The organism is Streptomyces sp. NPDC004610, from assembly GCF_040609715.1.
Taxonomy (GTDB): Bacteria; Actinomycetota; Actinomycetes; order Streptomycetales; family Streptomycetaceae; genus Streptomyces.
In genome coordinates, this window is record NZ_JBEXLA010000007.1 from 60,462 (window position 1) to 81,164 (window position 20,703).

The 20,703-nt window shown below is 72.2% G+C and carries 20 protein-coding genes; 13 read left to right on the top strand and 7 right to left on the bottom strand.

Translation table 11 applies throughout. The annotated features are described in order from the left end of the window. Positions 1-370 precede the first annotated feature (370 nt). The 3 genes from mshA to ABZX40_RS09710 all read left to right on the top strand — a co-directional run bounded on the left by mshA (position 371) and on the right by ABZX40_RS09710 (position 4,197). Positions 371-1,720, top strand: a complete 1,350-nt coding sequence (gene mshA, locus ABZX40_RS09700) for a D-inositol-3-phosphate glycosyltransferase (protein ID WP_355734103.1) — start codon at positions 371-373, stop codon at positions 1,718-1,720. 51 nt (positions 1,721-1,771) lie between these two features. Next, complete coding sequence (locus ABZX40_RS09705) at positions 1,772-2,287, top strand: YbjN domain-containing protein (protein ID WP_355734106.1); 516 nt, start codon at positions 1,772-1,774, stop codon at positions 2,285-2,287. Positions 2,288-2,436: 149 nt separating this feature from the next. Then, positions 2,437-4,197: a glycosyl hydrolase family 28-related protein gene (locus ABZX40_RS09710; RefSeq protein ID WP_355734109.1), complete on the top strand. Its 1,761-nt coding sequence runs from the start codon at positions 2,437-2,439 to the stop codon at positions 4,195-4,197. On the opposite strand, the gene ABZX40_RS09715 is transcribed toward ABZX40_RS09710, so the two are convergent. After that, positions 4,179-4,985: an AraC family transcriptional regulator gene (locus tag ABZX40_RS09715; RefSeq protein WP_355734112.1), complete on the bottom strand. Its 807-nt coding sequence runs from the start codon at positions 4,983-4,985 to the stop codon at positions 4,179-4,181. The genes ABZX40_RS09710 and ABZX40_RS09715 overlap by 19 nt on opposite strands. Before the next feature lie 50 nt (positions 4,986-5,035). On the opposite strand from ABZX40_RS09715, the gene ABZX40_RS09720 reads away from it, so the two are divergent. Next, complete coding sequence (locus ABZX40_RS09720; protein ID WP_355734115.1) at positions 5,036-5,470, top strand: DUF2000 domain-containing protein; 435 nt, start codon at positions 5,036-5,038, stop codon at positions 5,468-5,470. 11 nt (positions 5,471-5,481) lie between these two features. Here ABZX40_RS09720 and ABZX40_RS09725 read toward each other — a convergent pair whose 3' ends face one another. Then, positions 5,482-6,768 (bottom strand): MFS transporter, encoded by a 1,287-nt coding sequence (locus ABZX40_RS09725; RefSeq protein WP_355734116.1) that lies wholly within the window; start codon positions 6,766-6,768, stop codon positions 5,482-5,484. 242 nt (positions 6,769-7,010) lie between these two features. Between ABZX40_RS09725 and ABZX40_RS09730 the strand changes: the two genes are divergently transcribed. Beyond that, positions 7,011-7,772, top strand: coding sequence for a phosphoglyceromutase (locus ABZX40_RS09730; RefSeq protein ID WP_355734117.1), 762 nt, complete (start codon positions 7,011-7,013; stop codon positions 7,770-7,772). 120 nt (positions 7,773-7,892) lie between these two features. Here the strand turns inward: ABZX40_RS09730 and ABZX40_RS09735 are convergent, their stop codons facing one another. From ABZX40_RS09735 to phoU, 3 genes are all read right to left on the bottom strand, one after another. Continuing rightward, complete coding sequence (locus ABZX40_RS09735; protein WP_355734119.1) at positions 7,893-8,141, bottom strand: SCO4226 family nickel-binding protein; 249 nt, start codon at positions 8,139-8,141, stop codon at positions 7,893-7,895. Between the two features lie 142 nt (positions 8,142-8,283). Further along, on the bottom strand, positions 8,284-8,439 hold the full coding sequence (locus ABZX40_RS09740) for a hypothetical protein (RefSeq protein WP_355734121.1): 156 nt from the start codon (positions 8,437-8,439) through the stop codon (positions 8,284-8,286). 143 nt (positions 8,440-8,582) lie between these two features. Then, on the bottom strand, positions 8,583-9,272 hold the full coding sequence (gene phoU / locus ABZX40_RS09745) for a phosphate signaling complex protein PhoU (RefSeq protein ID WP_355734123.1): 690 nt from the start codon (positions 9,270-9,272) through the stop codon (positions 8,583-8,585). 280 nt (positions 9,273-9,552) lie between these two features. On the opposite strand from phoU, the gene ABZX40_RS09750 reads away from it, so the two are divergent. Further along, positions 9,553-10,890, top strand: a complete 1,338-nt coding sequence (locus tag ABZX40_RS09750) for an ATP-binding protein (protein ID WP_355734124.1) — start codon at positions 9,553-9,555, stop codon at positions 10,888-10,890. Next, positions 10,887-11,567: a response regulator transcription factor gene (locus tag ABZX40_RS09755; RefSeq protein ID WP_073941673.1), complete on the top strand. Its 681-nt coding sequence runs from the start codon at positions 10,887-10,889 to the stop codon at positions 11,565-11,567. The genes ABZX40_RS09750 and ABZX40_RS09755 overlap by 4 nt, the downstream gene beginning before the upstream one ends. A gap of 100 nt (positions 11,568-11,667) precedes the next feature. Here ABZX40_RS09755 and ABZX40_RS09760 read toward each other — a convergent pair whose 3' ends face one another. After that, complete coding sequence (locus ABZX40_RS09760; protein WP_355734127.1) at positions 11,668-12,348, bottom strand: DUF461 domain-containing protein; 681 nt, start codon at positions 12,346-12,348, stop codon at positions 11,668-11,670. Positions 12,349-13,115: 767 nt separating this feature from the next. Here ABZX40_RS09760 and ABZX40_RS09765 point away from each other — a divergent pair. The 6 genes from ABZX40_RS09765 to ABZX40_RS09790 all read left to right on the top strand — a co-directional run bounded on the left by ABZX40_RS09765 (position 13,116) and on the right by ABZX40_RS09790 (position 19,693). Next, positions 13,116-13,598 carry a CarD family transcriptional regulator gene (locus ABZX40_RS09765; protein WP_003953493.1) on the top strand — a complete coding sequence of 161 codons (483 nt, stop codon included), beginning with the start codon at positions 13,116-13,118 and terminating at the stop codon, positions 13,596-13,598. Positions 13,599-13,965: 367 nt separating this feature from the next. Beyond that, on the top strand, positions 13,966-14,718 hold the full coding sequence (gene ispD, locus ABZX40_RS09770; protein WP_355734130.1) for a 2-C-methyl-D-erythritol 4-phosphate cytidylyltransferase: 753 nt from the start codon (positions 13,966-13,968) through the stop codon (positions 14,716-14,718). Further along, positions 14,708-15,208, top strand: a complete 501-nt coding sequence (ispF, locus tag ABZX40_RS09775; protein WP_355734133.1) for a 2-C-methyl-D-erythritol 2,4-cyclodiphosphate synthase — start codon at positions 14,708-14,710, stop codon at positions 15,206-15,208. The genes ispD and ispF overlap by 11 nt, the downstream gene beginning before the upstream one ends. Positions 15,209-15,332: 124 nt before the next feature. Next, the gene (gene cysS, locus ABZX40_RS09780; protein WP_355734136.1) at positions 15,333-16,733 is read left to right on the top strand and encodes a cysteine--tRNA ligase; all 1,401 of its coding nucleotides are present in this window, start codon (positions 15,333-15,335) and stop codon (positions 16,731-16,733) included. A 92-nt stretch (positions 16,734-16,825) separates the two neighbouring features. Further along, positions 16,826-17,767, top strand: a complete 942-nt coding sequence (gene rlmB / locus ABZX40_RS09785) for a 23S rRNA (guanosine(2251)-2'-O)-methyltransferase RlmB (RefSeq protein WP_355734139.1) — start codon at positions 16,826-16,828, stop codon at positions 17,765-17,767. A 141-nt stretch (positions 17,768-17,908) separates the two neighbouring features. After that, entirely contained in the window at positions 17,909-19,693 is a 1,785-nt protein-coding gene (locus ABZX40_RS09790; RefSeq protein WP_355734142.1) for a DoxX family membrane protein, read from the top strand. Between the two features lie 256 nt (positions 19,694-19,949). Here the strand turns inward: ABZX40_RS09790 and ABZX40_RS09795 are convergent, their stop codons facing one another. Then, a complete protein-coding gene (locus ABZX40_RS09795; RefSeq protein WP_355734144.1) occupies positions 19,950-20,699 on the bottom strand; it encodes a nucleotidyltransferase family protein in 750 nt (249 codons plus the stop codon). Positions 20,700-20,703 lie beyond the last annotated feature (4 nt).

Genomic DNA, 20,703 nt, shown 5'->3' on the forward strand with positions numbered 1-20,703 from the left:
TCCCGGCGACTCCGGTGACCCCGTCGCCCTCGGTGCTCCCGTCGCCCCCGGTGCTGCTCCCGGCCCGCCCGGCACCCTTGCGCACTCCCGGCGCCCCAGGCCCCGCATCACCCCCAGGCACCCCCATCACCCCCGAGCCCCCCATCACCCCAGGCAGCCCCCGCCCCCGAGCCCCCCCCGGGTCTCCCCCCGTCCCCCCGCCGGGTCCCCCCCATCCCCCCTCGAACGGTTGAGCGACCACCGGTAATGATTAGGTAAAAAAACCGCCGACCCAAACACCATGGAAATGGAGCACGGCCTTCCGGCGTTGCACCCCCGTGGAGGGCGCAGGCCGCCCTCCGAGGCATGCCCGCGGCAGGGAGGACGGCACGTGAGCCACTACGTCAGCAGGCTCGGTCGGCGCTCCCCGTCGACCGCCGCCCGACTGAGCGGCAGGCGCCTCGGCCATCGCCGCCCGCGCCGCGTCGCGATGCTCTCCGTGCACACCTCCCCCCTCCACCAGCCCGGCACCGGCGACGCCGGCGGCATGAACGTCTACATCGTGGAGCTGGCCCAGCGCCTCGCCGCGATCGACATCGAGGTCGAGATCTTCACCCGGGCGACCTCCGCCGCCCTCCCGCCCACCGTCGAACTCGCCCCCGGCGTCCTGGTCCGCCACATCGACGCCGGACCCTACGAGGGGCTGGCCAAGGAGGACCTCCCCGCCCAGCTCTGCGCCTTCACCCACGGGGTGATGCAGGCATGGGCCGGACACCGCCCCGGCCACTACGACCTCGTCCACTCCCACTACTGGCTCTCCGGCCATGTCGGCTGGCTCGCCGCCCAGCGCTGGGGCGTCCCCCTGGTGCACGCCATGCACACCATGGCCAAGGTCAAGAACGCCAACCTCGCCGACGGCGACACCCCCGAGCCCGCCGCCCGGGTCATCGGCGAGACCCAGATCGTCGCCGCCGCCGACCGGCTGATCGCCAACACCGCCGAGGAGGCCGACGAACTCGTCCACCACTACTGCGCCGACCCCGGCAAGGTCGCCGTCGTCCACCCCGGCGTCAACCTCGGCCGCTTCCACCCCGGTGCCGGACGCGCCGCCGCCCGCGCCCGGCTCGGCCTGCCCCAGGACGCGCTGATCCCGCTCTTCGCGGGCCGTATCCAGCCCCTCAAGGCGCCGGACGTACTGCTGCGCGCGGTCGCCGTCCTCCTCGACGAGCGCCCCGAACTCCGTTCCCGGATCGTCGTCCCGGTCGTCGGCGGGCCCAGCGGCAGCGGCCTCGCCAAGCCGGAGGGGCTGCACAAGCTGGCCGCGCGGCTGGGGATCGCCGATGTCGTACGGTTCCGGCCGCCGGTCGGGCAGGACCAGCTGGCCGACTGGTTCCGGGCCGCGTCCGTGCTGGTCATGCCGTCCTACAGCGAGTCGTTCGGGCTGGTCGCCATAGAGGCGCAGGCGGCGGGGACACCGGTGCTGGCCGCGGCGGTGGGCGGGCTGCCGGTGGCCGTGCGGGACGGCGAGACGGGGTTCCTGGTGCGGGGGCACGATCCGGCCGCGTACGCCCGGCTGCTGGGCCGGTTCGCCGACATCCCGGGGCTCGCCGACCGGATGGGCGCCGCCGCGGCCCGGCACGCCCGCTCCTTCGGCTGGGACGCGGCGGCAGCCGCCACCGCCGAGGTCTACACCGCCGCCGTACACGCCCACCGCCGCCGCCCCCGCACCCGCCCCGCCTGACGCCCCCCCGGTTAACCAGAAGGAACCACCCCCCTGACGTACGCTCCCCCCATGGCGGAAGCACAGGCGGAGGCGCAGCGGCGCGCGGCCCAGGTCATCGAGGGTGTGCTCGGTGACGACGACATCGAGTGGGAGAGCCCCGAGCCCGGCCACTACGTGGTCAAACTCCCCGGCACCCGCAAGCTGTCCACGACCGTCTCCCTGATCGTCGGCCGCCACTCCCTCTCCCTCAACGCCTTCGTCATCCGCCACCCGGACGAGAACGAGCCCGCGGTCCACCGCTGGCTGCTGGAGCGCAACCTCAAGCTCTACGGCGTGAGCTACGCCGTCGACCCGCTCGGCGACATCTATGTCACCGGCAGGCAGCCGCTCGCCGCGGTCACCCTGGAGAGCGTCGACCGGCTGCTCGGCCAGATCCTGGAGGCTGCCGACGGCGCCTTCAACACCCTGCTCGAACTGGGTTTCGCCACCGCCATCCGCAAGGAGTACGCCTGGCGGACCGAGCGCGGCGAGTCGACCCGCAATCTGGACGCGTTCATGCATCTGATCCAGCGCCCCTCGGACTGACCGAACCCGACCGCTGCGCACCCCCTACCCGGCCTCACCCTCCCGTGGCATGCTCACCATCGACGTGCATATGAACATAGTTCACATCCTTGAAGAGCTGACAGGCGACGGCGGCCGGGCGGCGGCCGTCAGGAGAAGGGCGGACGAGCATGGGCCACGCGCACGACGGCATCACCCGACGCACCCTGCTGGGCACGGCGATCACCGTCGCCGCGACGACCGCCCTCACCCCCCACCCCGCCACCGCCCTCGCGGCACCCGCACCCGCGCCCGGCACCCAGCCCACCACCCCACCCCCCACCTCACCCGCCACCCCCCAGATCCCGACCCCCCAGACCCAGAACCCGACCCCCCAACCCCCCACCCTCTGGCGCGAATTCACCCACACCCCCCACACCCACCCCCAGATCCCCTACATAGCCCAGGCCGGTCACCGCGCGGGAGCGCCCCGCTTCCCCCGCCCCCGCGTCGTCGCCGACATCCGCGACTTCGGCGCGGTCCCCGACGGCACCACCGACTCCGCCCCCGCGATCAACCGCGCCCTCGCCGCCGCGGGCGCGGCCGGGGGCGGTACGGTCACCGTCCCGCCCGGCACCTTCCGTATCGACGACGTGATCCGCCTCGGCCACTCCGACGTCGTCCTGCGCGGCGCGGGCAGCACCCGGACGACCCTCCTCGCCACCCGCAGCCTCACCGAGCTGATCGGCGTCTACGGCTCCCGCTACGGCGGCGACAAGTCGTCCTGGTCCTGGGCGGGCGGTCTGATCTGGCTCGCCCCCGAGGCCCGCTACGCCTCCCTCACCGCCGCGATCCGCGCCAGGGCCTGGCCGTTCGAGGGCTGGACCGGCAACAAGCGCGACGCATGGCGGACCCTGACCGCCGTCGCCCCCGCCCGCCAGGGCGACCGCACGGTCACCGTCACCGACCCCCGCCCCCTGCGCCCCGGCGACCTGGTCCTCCTCCAGCTCGCCGACGACCCCGCCCACTCCCTCCTGAAGCACATGTGCGGCGACGGCCCCGGCACCGACGCCTACGACTGGCCCGCGATGACCAAGCTGACCTCCTACGTCCCCTACGAGTGGCCCGTAAGGATCACCCGGGTCAAGGGCCGCCGGGTCACCCTGGAACGCCCCCTTCCGCTCGACACCCGCCCCGAGTGGAACCCCCGCCTCACCACCCATGTCCCCGCCCTCACCGGCTCCGGCGTCGAGGCGCTCACCCTGGAGGCGGTCCAGACCCCCCAGCAACCCCACCTCCTCGACAAGGGGTACAACGGCGTCACCCTGCAATGCGCCTACGACTGCTGGGTGGACGACGTCACCGTCCGCCATGTCGACAACGGGTTCGGGCTGGTCGCCGCCTCCGCCTGCACCCTGCGCCGCACCCGGGTCGCCGGCCGGGGCGTCCACCACCCCTACTTCTGCCGCGAGGGCTCGCACGACAATCTGATCGAGGACTTCACCGTCGAGCGCCGCACCACCCCCGCCCCGCCCGGCACCCAGCTCCACGGCATCAATGTCGAGGGCCTGTCCTCCTACAACGTCTGGTCGCGGGGCGTGATGGAGATGGGCACCTTCGACAGCCACCGCGGCCTGCCCTTCGCCAACGTCCGCACCGACATCACCGTCGAGAACAACGGCCGCCACGGCGGCGACGCCATCGCGGGCCCCCTCTTCGGCGCCCGCTTCACCCACTGGAACATCCGCGTCACCAACGGCCGCGCGGGCCTGATGAAGATCGACGGCCTCGCCCCGTACTCCGCCACCGTCGGCATCAACGAGGTCCGCGAGTTCGACCAGATCGACGTCCCCGACTTCACCGGCGACCTGAACTCCCGCCTGGAGCTGTACGGCACCACCGGCGCCGTACACCCGCCGAACCTGTACGACGCTCAGCGCGCGCTGCGCTGATACCGGCCCGGGGTCACCCCCACCAGCCGCCGGAAGTGCCGGGTCAGATGCGCCTGGTCGTAGAACCCGGTGCCGCTCGCCGCGTCCGCCGGACGTGCCCCCGCCAGCAGCAGCGCACGGGCCCGTTCGACGCGGCGGGCGGTCAGATACTGGTGCGGGGCGATGGCGTAGGCGGCGCTGAACGCCCGTACGAGATGGGCGGGGTGGGCGTCGAGCAGGGCGCCCGCCTCCGCCAGACCCACCCCCTCGGTCACCCGGGCGTCGAGGAGTTCACGCAGCCGCCGGGCCGGCGCCGGGCCGGTGCCCGGGGCGACGACGGCGGACCGGGGGCGCAGCAGGGTGCCGAGCCGCTCGGCGACGAAGGTCAGCCGGCTCTCCGCCTCCAGTTCCTCACCGGGGCGGGCCAGCGCCGTGTGCAACTGCCCGACCCGGCGCCGCAGCGGCGGATCCCGCAGATCGGGCCCGTCGACGGCGGCGCCGATCAGCTCCTCGGGCAGCCGGGAGGAGTCCAGGTACAGCACCCGCTTGCGGAAGCCGCCCGGGGTGGCGGGGGAGCCGTTGTGCGGGATGTGCGGGGGCAGCAGGGAGACGGTGTCGCCGGGGGTGCCGTGCCGGTGCCGCTCCAGGTCGTAGCGGACGGCCCCGTCGTCCACGATCAGCAGCGTCCACGCCTCATGGACATGCATCGGATAGGCGTACGCGGTGAAATGGGCGTGGAAGACCTCCACGACGCCCGGGACCGGCGGGCGCCAGGCGGAGACGGTGGCGTCCTGCCGCGAAGGGGCCATGCAAAGAACGTACAAGACCGTCCGGCGGCCCAGCGGCGAGGCTGCCGGTCATGAGCGCTTCCGATATCGCCGACGTCCGCTTCGACACCAAGATCGCCGTCCTGCTGCGGGACGACCTGGCGACCTGGCAGCGGCTGAATGTGACCGCGTTCCTGGTCAGCGGCCTGGGCACGGAACTCCCCGAGGTGATCGGCGAGCCCTACGCGGACGCGGACCAGATCGCCTATCTGCGGATGTTCCGGCAGCCGGTGCTGGTCTTCGAGGGCACCGGGGAGACACTCCGGGCGGCCCACACCCGCGCCCTGGCCCGTGCGCTGCCGCGCGCCCTGTTCACCGCCGACCTCTTCACCACCGGCAATGACCGCGACAACCGGGCCGCCGTCCGCGCGGTCGGCACGGCGGACCTGGACCTGGTGGGCCTCGCGGTGTACGGCCCGAGGAACGGGGTGGACAAGGTGGTGAAGGGCGCGCGGATGCACCCGTGAATCCGTGATCCCTAGCCGGTACTGACCCCGGCGGCGGCCGGCGCGGCGGCGGGTACGGCAGCCGGCTCCCCCTCCGGCAGGGCCCGCATCAGCGCCGCGTACCCGGCCGCCGTGACCATGCCCAGCACCGCGCACAGCCCCCACAGCCAGTCCGCGCCCCAGCGGTCGATGACGAAGCCGGACATCAGCGGGGCGATCAGCCCGGCGACCGACCAGGACATGGTGTACATCCCCTGGTAGCGCCCGCGCCCATGGGTGGGGGAGAGCCGGACGACGAGCCCGGTCTGGGTCGGCGCGTTGACGATCTCCGCGAGGGTCCAGACGACGACGGTCAGCGCGAACACCCCGACCGACCCGGCGAACGCGGTCAGCCCGAACCCGTACCCGGCGAGCAGCGAGGACACCACCAGCAGCCGGCGCGGGTCGCGATGCTCGATGAGCCGGGTGATGGGGATCTGGAGGGCGACGATCAGCACCCCGTTGACGGCGAGGGCCATGCCGTAGTCGGCCGGGGTGAACCCGGCGGCGCCCATGGCGACCGGCAGCCCGACGGCCCCCTGCTGGAAGATCAGCGCGATCAGGAAGGACAGCCCGACGACCCCCATGTACCGTCCGTCGCGCAGCACCGTCCCGAGGCCGACGGCGTCGTGCGCGGCGGCCTCCTTCGCGGTCCGCTCGGGCCGGGACTCGGGCAGCTTGATGAAGATCAGCACCGCGCAGACGGCGGTCATCGCGCCCTCGATCAGGAACCCGGCGAGATAGCTGAACTCGGCGATGAACCCGGCCCCGGCCGCCGAGATCGCGAAGCCGAGGTTGATGGCCCAGTAGTTGAGGGAGAAGGCCCGCACCCGGTCCTCGGGCCGCACGATGTCGGCCATCATCGCCTGCACGGCCGGGCGGGAGGCGTTGGAGGTGGCGCCCACCAGACAGGCCACGGCGGCGATGGCCACGGGGTGCTGCATAAAGCCCAGCAGGGCCACGGAGACGGCGGTGGAGCCCTGCGCGATGACCAGGGTGGGCCGCCGCCCGAGCCGGTCGGTCATCACCCCGCCGCCGAGGGAGGAGATGACCCCGCCGAGGCCGTAGAGGGCGGCGACCAGACCGGCGTAGGAGGCGGAGTAGCCGCGCTCCAGGGTCAGATAGAGCGCCATGAAGGTGGCGACGAAGGCACCGAGCCGGTTGACCAGGGTGCTGGTCCACAGCCACCAGAACTCACGCGGAAGACCGGAGACGGTCTCGCTCAGGGCACGTCTGACAGCTCTGACAACTCCGGCAGCTCTGACGGCGGCGACGGACAAGAGGATCCCCCCGAGGACACTGATGGCCGAAGCCGCGATGAGAAGGTCACGCCGACCGGGAAGCGATGTGAGAGGCACGGCGATGTAAGAGGCACTCCCGGCAAGCAGACCTTACGATCGCCGGACCCCCGGAATCGAGCGGATTAACAATTCCCGTCAACTGTCCGAGACCGCTCCGCCGCCGCGTCCGCGGTGCGGGCGGCCCGCGCGGGGCGCGCGACCCTTCGATTACGCTCGACCCCATGGCCGACGCACCGTACAAGCTGATCCTCCTCCGCCATGGCGAGAGCGAGTGGAACGCGAAGAACCTGTTCACCGGCTGGGTGGACGTGAACCTCACCGAGAAGGGTGAGAAGGAGGCGGTCCGCGGCGGTGAGCTGCTCAAAGACGCCGACCTGCTCCCCGACGTGGTCCACACGTCCCTCCAGAAGCGGGCGATCCGCACGGCGCAGCTGGCCCTCGAAGCCGCCGACCGCCTCTGGCTCCCGGTCCACCGCAGCTGGCGGCTGAACGAGCGCCACTACGGCGCCCTCCAGGGCAAGGACAAGGCCCAGACCCTCGCCGAGTTCGGCGAGGAGCAGTTCATGCTCTGGCGCCGGTCCTACGACACCCCGCCCCCGCCGCTGGCCGTCGACGCCGAGTATTCCCAGTTCGACGACGCCCGCTACGCCACCCTCCCGCCGGAGCTGCGCCCGCGCACGGAGTGCCTGAAGGACGTCGTCGAGCGGATGCTCCCGTACTGGTTCGACGGCATCGTCCCCGACCTGCTGACCGGCCGCACGGTCCTGGTCGCCGCCCACGGCAACAGCCTGCGCGGCCTGGTCAAGCACCTGGACGGCATCTCGGACGCCGATATCGCGGGCCTCAACATCCCGACCGGCATCCCCCTCGCCTACCACCTCGACCGCAACTTCAAGCCCCTCAACCCCGGCGGCACCTACCTCGACCCCGAGGCGGCGTCGGCGGCGATCGAGGCGGTCAAGAACCAGGGCAAGAAGAAGTAGGCCCCCCGGCCCCCGAGGCCGTCGAAGCCCCCAAGGCCCTCGAAGCCTTCGTAGCCTCCGCGACCATGCCCCCGACCCGCGCGCACAGCGCGAACCGGGGGCATGTCCCGTTCCCGCGCGCTACACCGACAGCGGCACCTCATGGACCTCGTCCGCCCGATGCCCCGCGCGTTCGTGGACGCGCTGCACCGCCTCGGCGGAGGGTGCCTCGGACAGGCAGTAGACCGTGCCGGACTCCGGGTCCGCCCAGGCGCGCTGGAAGTGGACCCCTTCCGCGCCCTCGGCGGCCAGGTCGGCCTGATGGGCCTGGTGCAGCTGATCGGCCGTGATGCCGTTCATCCCATGGTGGACGTCCATGTACTGGGCCATGATCCACAACTCCCCTCATGACCGCGCTCCTCACTCCATCGTCCGCCTCCCGCCCCGCCGGGGCGACCGGACCGGGAGCGCGCGAAGGGCCCGGTACCGGAGTACGGGCCCTTCGTGATGGAGCGGCGGTGATGAGGTGGGGTCACCCGCACTGACAGGGGTTGCCCTGCTGGCAGCCGCAGCCGCAGCCCGAACCGCAGCCGCAGGCCGCGATCAGGGGAAGGGCGAGCGGCCGGGCCGGCTGTTCGGTGGGGTGGCCCTGGGTGGGGTCGGGCGGGGTGCTGGGGGAATCGGCCATGGGTCCCTCCCTGGGGGACTGGGGGCACGTACCTGTGCCCATTGGACGCCCCCTCCCGCGGTCGCATCAACGGCGCATCGATGCTTGCGCGCGCCCCCGGCGGAATGGGAGATGCCGGGTGCCTATGCGCCCGGTCCGCCCGCCTACGCGCCTTCCACCCCGGGCACCGCCTGCGCGTCCGGCTGGAGCTCGTCCGCGTGCTCACCGGTGACCAGGAAGACGACGCGCTTGGCGACGGCGACCGCGTGGTCGGCGAAGCGCTCGTAGTAGCGGCCGAGCAGGGTGACATCGACGGCGGTCTCGATGCCGTGCTTCCAGCGGTCGTCCATCAGGTGCTGGAAGAGCGTGCGGTGCAGCAGGTCCATCGCGTCGTCGTCGGTCTCCATCTGCATCGCGAGATCGACGTCCTTGGTGATGATCACCTCCGCCGCCTTCGCCATCAGCCGCTGCGCGAGCTGGCCCATCTCCAGGATCGTGGAGTGCAGATCGTGCGGGATGGCCCGCTCCGGGAACCGCAGCCGGGTGAGCTTGGCCACATGCTGGGCCAGGTCGCCGGAGCGCTCCAGGTCGGCGGACATCCGCAGGGAGGTGACGACGATCCGCAGATCCGTGGCGACCGGCTGCTGCCGCGCCAGCAGGTCTATCGCCCGGGCCTCCAGATCGTGCTGGAGTTCGTCGATCTTCTTGTCGTTCTCGATGACGCTCTCGGCCAGCTTCAGATCGGCGTCGAGGATCGCCGTGGTGGCGCGTCCGATAGCCGACCCGACCAGCCGGGCCATCTCGACCAGGCTGTCACTGATCGAGTCGAGTTCCTCGTGGTACGCGTCCCGCATCTTCGGTTCCCTCTCGTACGTCGTTCCAGGGGTTCGGGGCCAGGGTTTTGACCTTGCCCTACGGCATCACACGCCGTCGTCCGGGGGGTGCCCTCGTCCGTGTCCCTGTGGCGCATCAGACACCGTGGACCCCACGCTGTCACCCTCGACCGCGTACGCGTCGGAATCGGCCACCCCAAATGAACCGATACTGGCTCCAAGGTGAACTCTGGGCGACGAGTGTTCGAGGTGGACCGCCGATGGCTGTGGGCATGTCGTACCCCATGCCTAACCTGGGGGCATGGACGTGAACGCGGCGGTTGCCGCAGCGGCAGCGATCGCCGGTGTGCTCACCGGCGTCATCGCCATGCTGGCGTTCCGCTGGAGCGAGCGCGACCTGAAGCGCCCGACCCGCACGTCCCTGCACACCGACCCGGTGCTCCCGCCCGGTGTGGACACGGTGCTGTCGGTCCTGCGCTCCTCGGCCGTCGTCCTCGACGAGGGCGACGCCGTGGTCAAGGCCAGCTCCGCCGCCTACGCCCTGGGACTGGTGCGCGGCGGCAAGCTCGCCGTCGAACCCATGCTCCAGATGGCCCGGGACACCCGCCGCGACGGAGAGATACGCCAGGTCGAACTGGATCTGCCTCGTCGTGGCACCGGCCGCGGTGAGGCTCTCGCCGTCTCCGCCCGGGTGGCCCCGCTCGGCTCCCGGCTGGTGCTGCTGCTGGTCGAGGACCTCACCGAGGCCCGCCGCATAGAGGCCGTCCGGCGCGATTTCGTCGCCAATGTCAGCCATGAGCTGAAGACCCCGGTCGGCGCCCTCTCCCTGCTGTCCGAGGCCGTCATGGACGCCTCCGACGACCCGGAGGCGGTGCAGCGGTTCGCCGGGCGGATGCAGATCGAGGCGACCCGGCTGACCAATCTGGTCCAGGAGCTGATCGACCTCTCGCGCGTCCAGAACGACGACCCGCTGGAGGACGCCGAGCCGGTCCGGGTGGACGAACTGGTCGCCGAGGCCATCGACCGCTGCCGCCACGCGGCCGGCTCGAAACAGATCACCATGGCCGCCGCGATCCAGGGCCCCGAAGTGCCATCCTTCGCGGGTGGCGGGCGCCGGGCGGGCACCACCGACCTGCATGTCTGGGGCAACCGCGGCCAGCTCGCCGCGGCCCTCGGCAACCTGGTGGAGAACGCCGTCAACTACTCGCCCGCCCGCACCCGCGTCGGCATCGCCGCCCGCCGGATCGGCGCCCGGGGCGGCGACGCCATCGAGATCGCCGTCACCGACCAGGGCATCGGCATCTCCGACAAGGACAAGGAGCGTATCTTCGAACGCTTCTACCGCGTGGACCCGGCCCGCTCCCGTGCCACCGGAGGCACCGGCCTCGGTCTCGCGATCGTCAAGCACGTGGCCGCCTCGCACGGCGGGGAGGTCACGGTGTGGAGCTCCGAGGGACAGGGCTCCACGTTCACCCTGCGGCTGCCGGAGGCGGGAGTCGCCCGCGACCGGGCGCAGCAGCAGCACACCCCCGCTCTCGACGAGGCCGGGCAGTCCGCGGGTTCGTCCCACGCCCGATCCCATCCAGCCCCCGACTCACCCGCGTACCAGACGCTTTCCGCCCCGGAGGTCCTTCCGTGACCCGAGTGCTCGTCGTCGAGGACGAGGAGTCCTTCTCCGACGCCCTGTCGTACATGCTCCGCAAGGAGGGCTTCGAGGTCGCCGTCGCGACCACCGGGCCCGACGGACTCGACGAGTTCGAGCGCAACGGCGCCGACCTCGTCCTCCTCGATCTGATGCTGCCCGGCCTGCCGGGTACCGAGGTCTGCCGCCAGCTGCGCGGCCGGTCCAATGTCCCGGTCATCATGGTGACGGCCAAGGACAGCGAGATCGACAAGGTCGTCGGGCTCGAAATAGGAGCCGATGACTATGTCACCAAGCCGTTCTCCTCGCGGGAGCTGGTGGCCCGCATCCGGGCCGTCCTGCGCCGCCGCGGCGAGCCCGAGGAGGTGGCCCCCGCTGCCCTGGAGGCCGGCCCGGTCCGGATGGACGTGGACCGCCATGTGGTCACCGTCTCCGGCTCCAAGGTCGACCTCCCGCTCAAGGAGTTCGACCTCCTGGAGATGCTGCTGCGCAACGCGGGCCGCGTCCTGACCCGGATGCAGCTCATCGACCGCGTCTGGGGCGCCGACTACGTCGGGGACACCAAGACCCTCGACGTCCATGTCAAGCGCCTGCGCGCCAAGATCGAGCCGGACCCGGGCGCCCCGCGCTATCTGGTCACGGTCCGCGGCCTCGGCTACAAGTTCGAGCCGTAGACCGCACCCGCGCCACCGGGACAGTGACGAAGGGCGGGGCCCCCTCAGGGAGGCCCCGCCCTTCGCTGTCACATCGCTGTCCCGCGCCCGCCCACCGGGCTCAGTCGCCGGCCGGGGTCTCCTCCGGCACCGACCCGGAGGCCGCGTCACCCGGCGTGCCCGATCCACCGGACTCGGTGGAGGACGGCTCCCCGCTGGGCTCCCCGGACGCCGCACCGCTCGCCTCATCGCCCGGCGAGGCGGAGGTGGAGGCCGAGGCGGACGGCGTCGGGACCGCGCTCGGGCCCCAGCTGGAGAAGAAGCTCTCGGCGGGGACGACGAACGCCTGGAGGCCGACCTCGCCGGTGCTGCTGAAGGTGAAGGTGACCGGCTGGGCGTCACCGTCGACCAGACCCTCGCCGTCGGTGAGCACCGCGGAGGCGTTGCCCGCACCGCCGATGATCACCGAACCCCCGGCCGGCACGGTCAGCGGGCCGTTGCCGGTCGCGGGTGAGATCTCGGCGTTGCCATGGCCCTCGACGGCGATGGAGTCCAGGGTCTGCGCCGAGCGGCCGGTGTTGAAGAGGGTCGCCGAGACGGCGGCCGGACCGGAGGCACCGGCCTCGGGCTGGGTGATGACGATGGCGTTCTGGATCTTGATGTCACCGACACTGGTGGCCGCGTTGTCCGGCACGATCTGCAGGGTCTGCGCATTGTTTCCGGCGCCGCAGGCGGCGAGCGTGGCGATCGAGAACGCGAGGGCGGAAGCGGCGAGGGCGCCGCGTCGAAGGCTGCTGCTCACGGCGGCGGCAACTCCTTGAACACAGGGGCGGCATTTCTGGTGACTGCCGCCCTAAGGATCTGTCAGCGGCCTCAGGTTACCGAGCCGTTCCCGCCGGGCCGCACCCGACCCTCCCCCCAACCCCTTCGAGTCGCTCGCGAAGACCCACCCGGGTTCCTTTCACCGGACATCTCACCGGACATCGGAAGACACCTGCGCCTCATCCGCCACTTCTGTAACGCGCCCGTCGCCCCGCAACTCGTCCGCAACTCGTCCGCCATTCACATAAGCCCTCCGGACATACCGGCGCGCATATCCGGGGCGGTCCGGGCGCCAATTTCCCGTGAAGGTTCCGGGGAAGGGAAACCCCTCGGGAAACCCCCGGGGAAACGGTCGGGGAAACCACCCTCAAACACCGGGGTGCCGGACCGGCCGCCGGACATCCGGAAATGGATCAACGAGTGTCTCGATCAGACCCGGTGATCAATTCCGGAATCGTCTCGTACACGACCCGCCGTATCGAACGGAGTAGCGGAAGTCGAGCAGATGAAGGCGGACATATGCGGACGTTCGGCCGCTTGGCGGGGCCTCCGGATGTGTGTAACGTGCGGGTTTCTCTCGTCCCGGAGAGCCCCTCCGACCTGCGAATACCTTGTTCCGGGGACCCGGCGAAGCACGTTCCGGTCGCTGTTGTCAAGCCCCGAGATGTGCCCTGACCTGCGAAAACGCCATTCAGAACCCGCCGTTTCCGTGTTACCCTGGATAGCCACGGAAGGGGTACCTGTCACATGACGTTCAAGGTTGGCGACACCGTGGTCTATCCCCATCACGGGGCCGCGCTGATCGAGGCCATCGAAACTCGCCAGATCAAAGGCGTGGACAAGACCTACTTGGTGCTGAAGGTCGCCCAGGGTGACCTGACGGTACGTGTGCCAGCGGACAATGCGGAGTTCGTCGGCGTACGTGATGTGGTCGGTCAGGACGGGCTGGACCGGGTCTTCGAGGTGCTGCGCGCACCGTATGCCGAGGAGCCCACGAACTGGTCCCGTCGCTACAAGGCAAACCTGGAGAAGCTCGCCTCCGGCGATGTCATCAAGGTCGCGGAAGTCGTGCGTGACCTGTGGCGTCGTGAGCGTGAGCGTGGACTGTCCGCCGGTGAGAAGCGGATGCTCGCCAAGGCCCGCCAGATCCTGGTGAGCGAGCTGGCTCTCGCGGAGAACACCAACGAGGACAAGGCCGAGGCGCTGCTCGACGAGGTCCTCGCCTCCTGACCCGGGAACCGAGCCCGCTCGGTCAGCCCGTACACCGAAATGCCGCGGTGCCCGATGACGTCTTTGCAGTCGCCGGGCGCTGCGGCATGTTCGTACCCGGGGCGCGGTGCCACCCCGACACTGAGCCGAAGCCCCGGGGCACCGGACGGACGCCGCGGGAATCACCCACGACCACCCGACCCGCACCCCGCACCGGGCTCGCCCGGCGCACGCGCCGTACGCCGGAGGATTTCTCCCCCGGTACTGTGCGTGCCGGGCTCGGGCAACCGCCTCGACCAGGGTCACGGAAGGGTCCGGTCAGGGGCACGTGCCCGGCACGATGTGGCCATACCCAACTAGGCCGAGCACACAAACCTGACAGGAACCGATGTCTGACGTTTCGCGCCCTTCGCCCGCAGGAGTCCGTACCGCCGCGGTCATCCCGGCCGCCGGCCGGGGCGTACGGCTCGGTCCGGGGGCACCCAAGGCGCTCCGCGCGCTGGGCGGCACCCCGATGCTCATCCACGCCGTGCGTGCGATGGCCGCCTCCAACCATGTCTCCCTGGTGATCGTCGTCGCCCCGCCCGACGGGGCCGCCGAGGTCAAGTCGCTGCTCGACACGCACGCCCTGCCCGACCGCACCGACTTCCTGGTGGTCCCCGGCGGCGCGACCCGCCAGGAGTCCGTCCGGCTCGGCCTGGACGCCCTGCCCCCCGGCTACGGCGTCGTCCTGGTCCATGACGCCGCCCGCCCCCTGGTCCCGGTGGACACCGTGGACGGCGTGATCGAGGCGGTCCGCGCAGGCGCCCCGGCCGTCGTCCCGGCGCTGCCGCTCGCCGACACCGTCAAGGAGGTCGCGCCCGCGGACACCCCCGGCGACCCCGAACCCGTCGTCGCCACGCCCGAGCGGGCCCGGCTGCGGGCGGTCCAGACGCCGCAGGGCTTCGACCGCGAGACCCTCGTCCGCGCCCATGACACGGTCACCGGCGAGGTCACCGACGACGCCGGCATGATCGAGCGGCTCGGCCTCACCGTTGTGGTCGTCCCCGGCCATGAGGAGGCGTTCAAGGTCACCCGCCCGCTGGACCTGGTTCTCGCCGAGGCGGTCCTCGCCCGCCGGAGGCTCAACGATGGCTTCTGAGGCGCTCCCCTTCCCCCTGCCCCAGGTCGGGATCGGCACCGACATCCACGCCTTCGAGGACGGCCGCGAACTGTGGTGCGCCGGTCTGAAGTGGGAGGACGAGGGCCCCGGGCTGGCCGGGCACTCCGACGCCGATGTCGTCGCCCACGCGGCCTGCAACGCCCTCTTCTCCGCCGCCGGTCTCGGCGACCTCGGTCAGCACTTCGGCACCGGCCGCCCCGAGTGGTCCGGCGCCTCCGGGGTGACCCTGCTGACCGAGGCGGCCCGGATCGTCCGCGCGGCGGGCTTCACCATCGGCAATGTCGCCGTCCAGGTGGTGGGCCCCCGCCCGAAGATCGGCAAGCGCCGCGACGAGGCCCAGCGGCTGCTGACCGAGGCGGCCGGCGCCCCGGTCTCGGTCTCCGGCGCGACCACGGACGGCCTCGGCTTCCCCGGCCGCGGCGAGGGCCTCCTGGCCATCGCCACGGCCCTGGTCGTCCGAACCCCCTGAGCAGCCCCCTCCCGAGTCACCCCTGAGCCCCGCCGAGCCCCCCTTGAGCCCCCTTGAGCCACCGCCCGCCCGCCGTTCCCCGGTACGGCGCCACCCACCATCCACCGCCCACTACCCTGGACCCGTGACTATTCGCCTGTACGACACCAGCGCCCGGCAGATCCGTGACTTCATCCCGCTCACAGCGGGCCGTGTCTCGATCTACCTCTGTGGTGCCACCGTGCAGGCGGCCCCGCACATCGGGCACATCCGCTCCGGACTGAACTTCGACATCCTGCGCCGCTGGTTCGACCACCGCGGCTATGAGGTGACGTTCATCCGCAATGTCACCGACATCGACGACAAGATCATCCGCAAATCCGCCGAACAGGGCCGCCCCTGGTGGTCCATCGGCTACGAGAACGAGCGCGCCTTCAACGCGGGCTACGAGGCCCTCGGCTGCCTCCCGCCCACCTACGAGCCCCGCGCCACCGGCCACATCACCGAGATGATCGAGATGATGCGCGGCCTGATCGACCGAGGCCACGCCTACGAGGCCGAGGGCAACGTCTACTTCGACGTCCGCTCCCTGCCCGGCTATCTCTCCCTCTCCCGGCAGGACCTGGACGGACTGCGCCAGCCCGCCGAGGACGGCGAGACCGGCAAGCGCGACCCCCGCGACTTCGCGATGTGGAAGGCGGCCAAGCCGGGCGAGCCCAGCTGGGAGACCCCGTGGGGCCGGGGCCGCCCCGGCTGGCACCTGGAGTGCTCGGCGATGGCCCACAAGTATCTGGGCCCCGCCTTCGACATCCACGGCGGCGGCATCGACCTGATCTTCCCGCACCACGAGAACGAGATCGCCCAGGCCCGCGGCTACGGCGACGACTTCGCCGCCTACTGGGTGCACAACGCCTGGGTCACCATGAGCGGCGAGAAGATGTCCAAGTCGCTCGGCAACTCGGTGCTGGTCAGCGAGATGGTCAAGACCTGGCGCCCGATCGTCCTCCGCTACTACCTGGGCACCCCGCACTACCGCTCCACCATCGAGTACAGCGAGGAGGCCCTGCGCGAGGCCGAGTCCGCGTTCGCGCGGATCGAGGGGTTCGTGCAGCGCGTGGTGGAGCTGGCCGGCGGCCCCGTCGAGCCCGCCGCCGAGGTGCCGCCCGCCTTCGCCGAGGCGATGGACGACGACCTGGGCGTCCCCCAGGCCCTCGCCGTCGTCCACAACACCGTCCGCCAGGGCAACAGCGCGCTGGCCGCCGACGACAAGGAGAGCGCGGTCGCCCGGCTCTCCGAGGTCCGCGCCATGCTCGGCGTGCTCGGCCTGGACCCGCTGGACGCCCAGTGGGCCGGGGAGGCCGACCGGGGCGAGGATCTGCACGGCGTCGTCGACACCCTCGTCCGGCTCGTGCTCGATCAGCGGGAGGCGGCGCGCGGGCGCAAGGACTGGGCGACCGCCGACGCCATCCGCGACCGGCTGAACCAGTCCGGGCTGGCCATCGAGGACGGCCCGCAGGGCCCGCGCTGGACCCTCGGCCCCCGCTGAGCACCACCGTCCCCGCAGATGCCGCCGGCCCGTCCGGACGGCACACTGCACCAGAGAACTCCGCAGTACCCGATTCCCTAGGCAGGTAGATCATGGCCGCTAACAACCGCCGCATGTCCGGCAAGAAGGGCGCGCAGGTCGGCAGTGGCGGCCAGCGGCGCCGGGGCCTCGAAGGCAAGGGCCCCACCCCGCCCGCCGAGATGCGCAAGGGGCACGCCAAGCAGCGCGCCGCGCAGGCCAAGACCCGGCGGGCGACGAGCCGCACCCCGCAGCGCCGCGGCGGCGGCCGGTCCACCTCCGAGCTGGTCGTCGGCCGCAACCCGGTGGTCGAGGCCCTGCGCGAGGGCGTCCCCGCGACGATGCTGTACGTGCAGCAGTTCATCGACAACGACGAGCGGGTCCGCGAGGCGCTCCAGCTCGCCGCCGAGCGCGGTGGCGTCCACCTGATGGAGGCCCCGCGCCCCGAGCTGGACCGGATGACCAACGGGCTCAACCACCAGGGCCTCGTCCTCCAGGTCCCGCCGTACGAGTACGCGCACCCCGAGGACCTCGCCGCCGAGGCCGCCGACGCCGGTCAGGACCCGCTGATCGTCGCCCTGGACGGGGTCACCGACCCGCGCAACCTCGGAGCCGTCGTCCGGTCCGTCTCCGCCTTCGGCGGCCATGGTGTCGTCGTACCGGAGCGGCGGGCGGCCGGGATGACGGCCGGGGCGTGGAAGACCTCGGCGGGGGCGGCGGCCCGGACGCCGGTCGCGCGGGCGACCAATCTGACCCGGGCGCTGGAGGCGTACAAGAAGGCCGGGATCGTGATCGTCGGGCTGGCCGCCGACGGTGAGGCCGAGCTGAGCGAGGTGGCGGCGCTGGACGGACCGGTGGTGATCGTCGTCGGCAGCGAGGGCAAGGGCCTGTCCCGGCTGGTCGGCGAGACCTGCGACATCCGGGTCCGGATCGCGATGCCGGGCGGCGCCGAGTCGCTGAACGCCGGCGTCGCGGCCGGGATCGTGCTCTACGAGGCGGCGCGGCGCCGGAGTTGAGCGGCCCGGACGCCCCGGAGCTGAACGCGCGTGCGTCCGCCCACCCGTCCGGGTCGAATCCGGCGTCCCCGACAAGCTTGACGGGGTCCGGACAGATCCGGCGGGTCAAAGCAGTGTCCTAAACACACATCACTCGGTTAGATGAGTGTGGACACCAGAACACCCCGCACACCCACGGGAGACCGCTCGTCGGGGTTCAGCTCCGGATTCGGCTCCGGCTCCGGATTCAACTCCGGGCTCGACGACGCCCCCGCGCTGAGCATGGTGAAGGTGCCGAGCGATCCGGCCCAGGTCATCGTCAATCACGCCAGCTTCCGCGTGCAGTTGGGCGCGTCCTCGCGGCGCCCCCAGCCGCCGCGCGGGCCCCGCCCCGGGGGCGAGGCCACGGGGCGGATCCCCGCCGGCGCCCCCGCGGGCAGAGCCGGAGCGGCAGGTGGCGCGTCCCGCCGCCGCCCCGTTGTCTGGAGCGGCCGTTCGGCCCCCGACGACACCGGCGCCCACCGGCTGCTCCAGGCCGTACGCACCGCGGGCGTCCGCCACCCCGACGAGCCCCTCACCGACACCGGCTCCACCCAGGTCATCCAGCGCGTGGAAGCCCCCGCCACCGGACACCCCCGGCAGGCCCCCTACGGTCCCTACGACGAGGACGGACTGACCCAGACCGTCGAGACCCCCGTGGTCGGCCCCCAGCGCACCCACGGCGGCGACGGCCCCCGGCTGCTGCCCCAGATGCGCACGGTCGGCAGCATCGACGACGACCCCCCCTACGACGACTCCCGCTACCCCGCCGAGGGCGACCCGGCGGACGACTACGCGGACGACTTCGAGGACGACTACGACGACCCGGAGTCCACCGCCGAGACCCGCGTCCGGCGGCACGGCGACGACACCGCCCGGCACGCGTACTACCCCGGCCGCCGGATGAACCTCGGTGTCGTCCTCCTCCCGCTGCGCATCTTCCTCGGCTTCATCTCCATCTACGCCGGGATGGGCAAGCTGTGCGACCCCGTCTACTTCGACGGCGGCGAGCGCGGCTCCATGGTGAAGTGGCTCAACACCCTGCACCCCTGGCAGGTCGCCGAGCCGCTGCGCCAGTTCGCCCTGGAGCACCCGGTCGGCTCCGGCCTGGTGATCGCCTTCCTCCAGGTCATCGTGGGAGTCCTCACGGTGCTGGGCTGCTGGCAGCGGGTCGCCGCGGTCGGCGGGGCACTGCTCTCCGCCGCGCTGCTGGTCACCGTCAGCTGGAAGAGCGTCCCGGTCTACGACACCCCCGACATCATCTATCTCGCCGCCTGGTCGCCGCTGATCATCGCGGGCGCCCCCGTCTACTCCGTGGACGGGCGGCTCGCGGGCGGTGCCTGGCGCCGGCTCGGCCCCCGGGCCGACCTGTGGGATCTGCGCCGCTATGTACTGCGCCGGGGCGCGCTGGTCACGGCCGTCGTCATCGGCCTGACCCTGCTCGTCGGCTCGCTGCTGGGCGGTGCGGTCCGGGACTCCGACCGGGTGGTCGTGCCGGGGCCGGGCGAGGCCCCGCGCAACGAACTGCCGGGTTCCCGGCTGCCGGGCGAGTCCGGCGAGCGGCGGGCGAGCGGTTCCCCGACCGCCTCCTCCGAGGCCCCGACGCAGGGCGCCACCTCGGCGGCGCCCACGGCGGGCGCGGCCACCACGCCGGGCGCCACCGAGGACACCGGTACGACGACGGGGGGCGCGCCCAGTCAGACGCAGGGCGCGGGCGGCGAGCAGGCCCCGGCCCAGCAGCCGCCGACGCCGGAGCAGCAGGCGCCCAGCACCACCACCGGCCCCGCGTCCGGCGGCCCCGCCGGTGCCCCGCCCGAGAGCACGTCGGGAGCCCCCGGCGGCGCCCCCGACGAGGGCACCTCCTCCTCGTCCGGCCAGCCCGGACTGGTGGGCGGCCTGTTGGGGTAGAGGGGCCGGTGGGCGACCTCCTGGACCCGCCCTCCGGCTGACCAAAACGGCGAGACGCACGAGGACGCCGAGTACGGCTCCGCATTTCCCGGATGGGGAAGGCGGGGCCGTACTCTTTTTGCTTTTCTCGGACTCCCTCGGACCTCTCCGGGTTTCCGACCGGGAATTCCGCGGGGAGGGAGGGGGATGCACCGATGATGGCCGGGCATTCCTGGATGAGCGCGGCCGATAGGCCCGTCGGGGGCCCTCTGTTCCCTCAACGCCCCAGTGCGGCAAGCTCCTTGGCGGCCTCGCTCAAATCCTTCGCGGTGTCGATGGCCCGCCAATAGGCGCCCTGCGGAATGGGGAACCCGGCGAGGCGGAGTTCACGCGCGAGACGCGGAAACGTGGTCCGCTCATGGTCTCCCTGCTCGGGCAGCATCGCGGCGAACTCCGGCGCGAAGACATAGACACCGGCATTGATCTCGTACTGCGTGGGAGGGGCCTCGATGAAGTCGGTGATGTGCCCGAAGCCGTCGGTCTGGACGGCGCCCCAGGGGATGCGGGGGCGGGCGAGGGCGAGGGTGGCGACGGCGTCGCGCTCGGCGTGGAAGTCGGCCATGTCGCGCAGCGAGAACCGGGTCCAGATGTCGCCGTTGGTGGCGTACCAGGGCCGGTCGGGGTGGGGGAGGCGGGCGGCTGCGAACCGGAGGGCGCCGCCGCGGCCGAGCGGCTCGGTCTCCACGGCGGTGGTGACCCGCAGGGGCAGTTCGGCGCTCTCCAGCCACCGTTCGAGGACATCGGCGAGGTGGCCGCAGCTGATCACCACATCGGTGACGCCCTCTTCGGCGAGCCAGGCCAGCTGATGGCCGATGATCGGCGTCCCCGTCCCGGGGATCTCGACCATCGGCTTGGGCCGGTCGTCGGTGTAGGGGCGCAGCCGGGACCCCTGGCCCCCGGCCAGCACGACGGCCTGGACGGGGCGGGAGGCGGCGGTGGGACGGGAGGAGGGGCCGGGATCGGTCATGCCC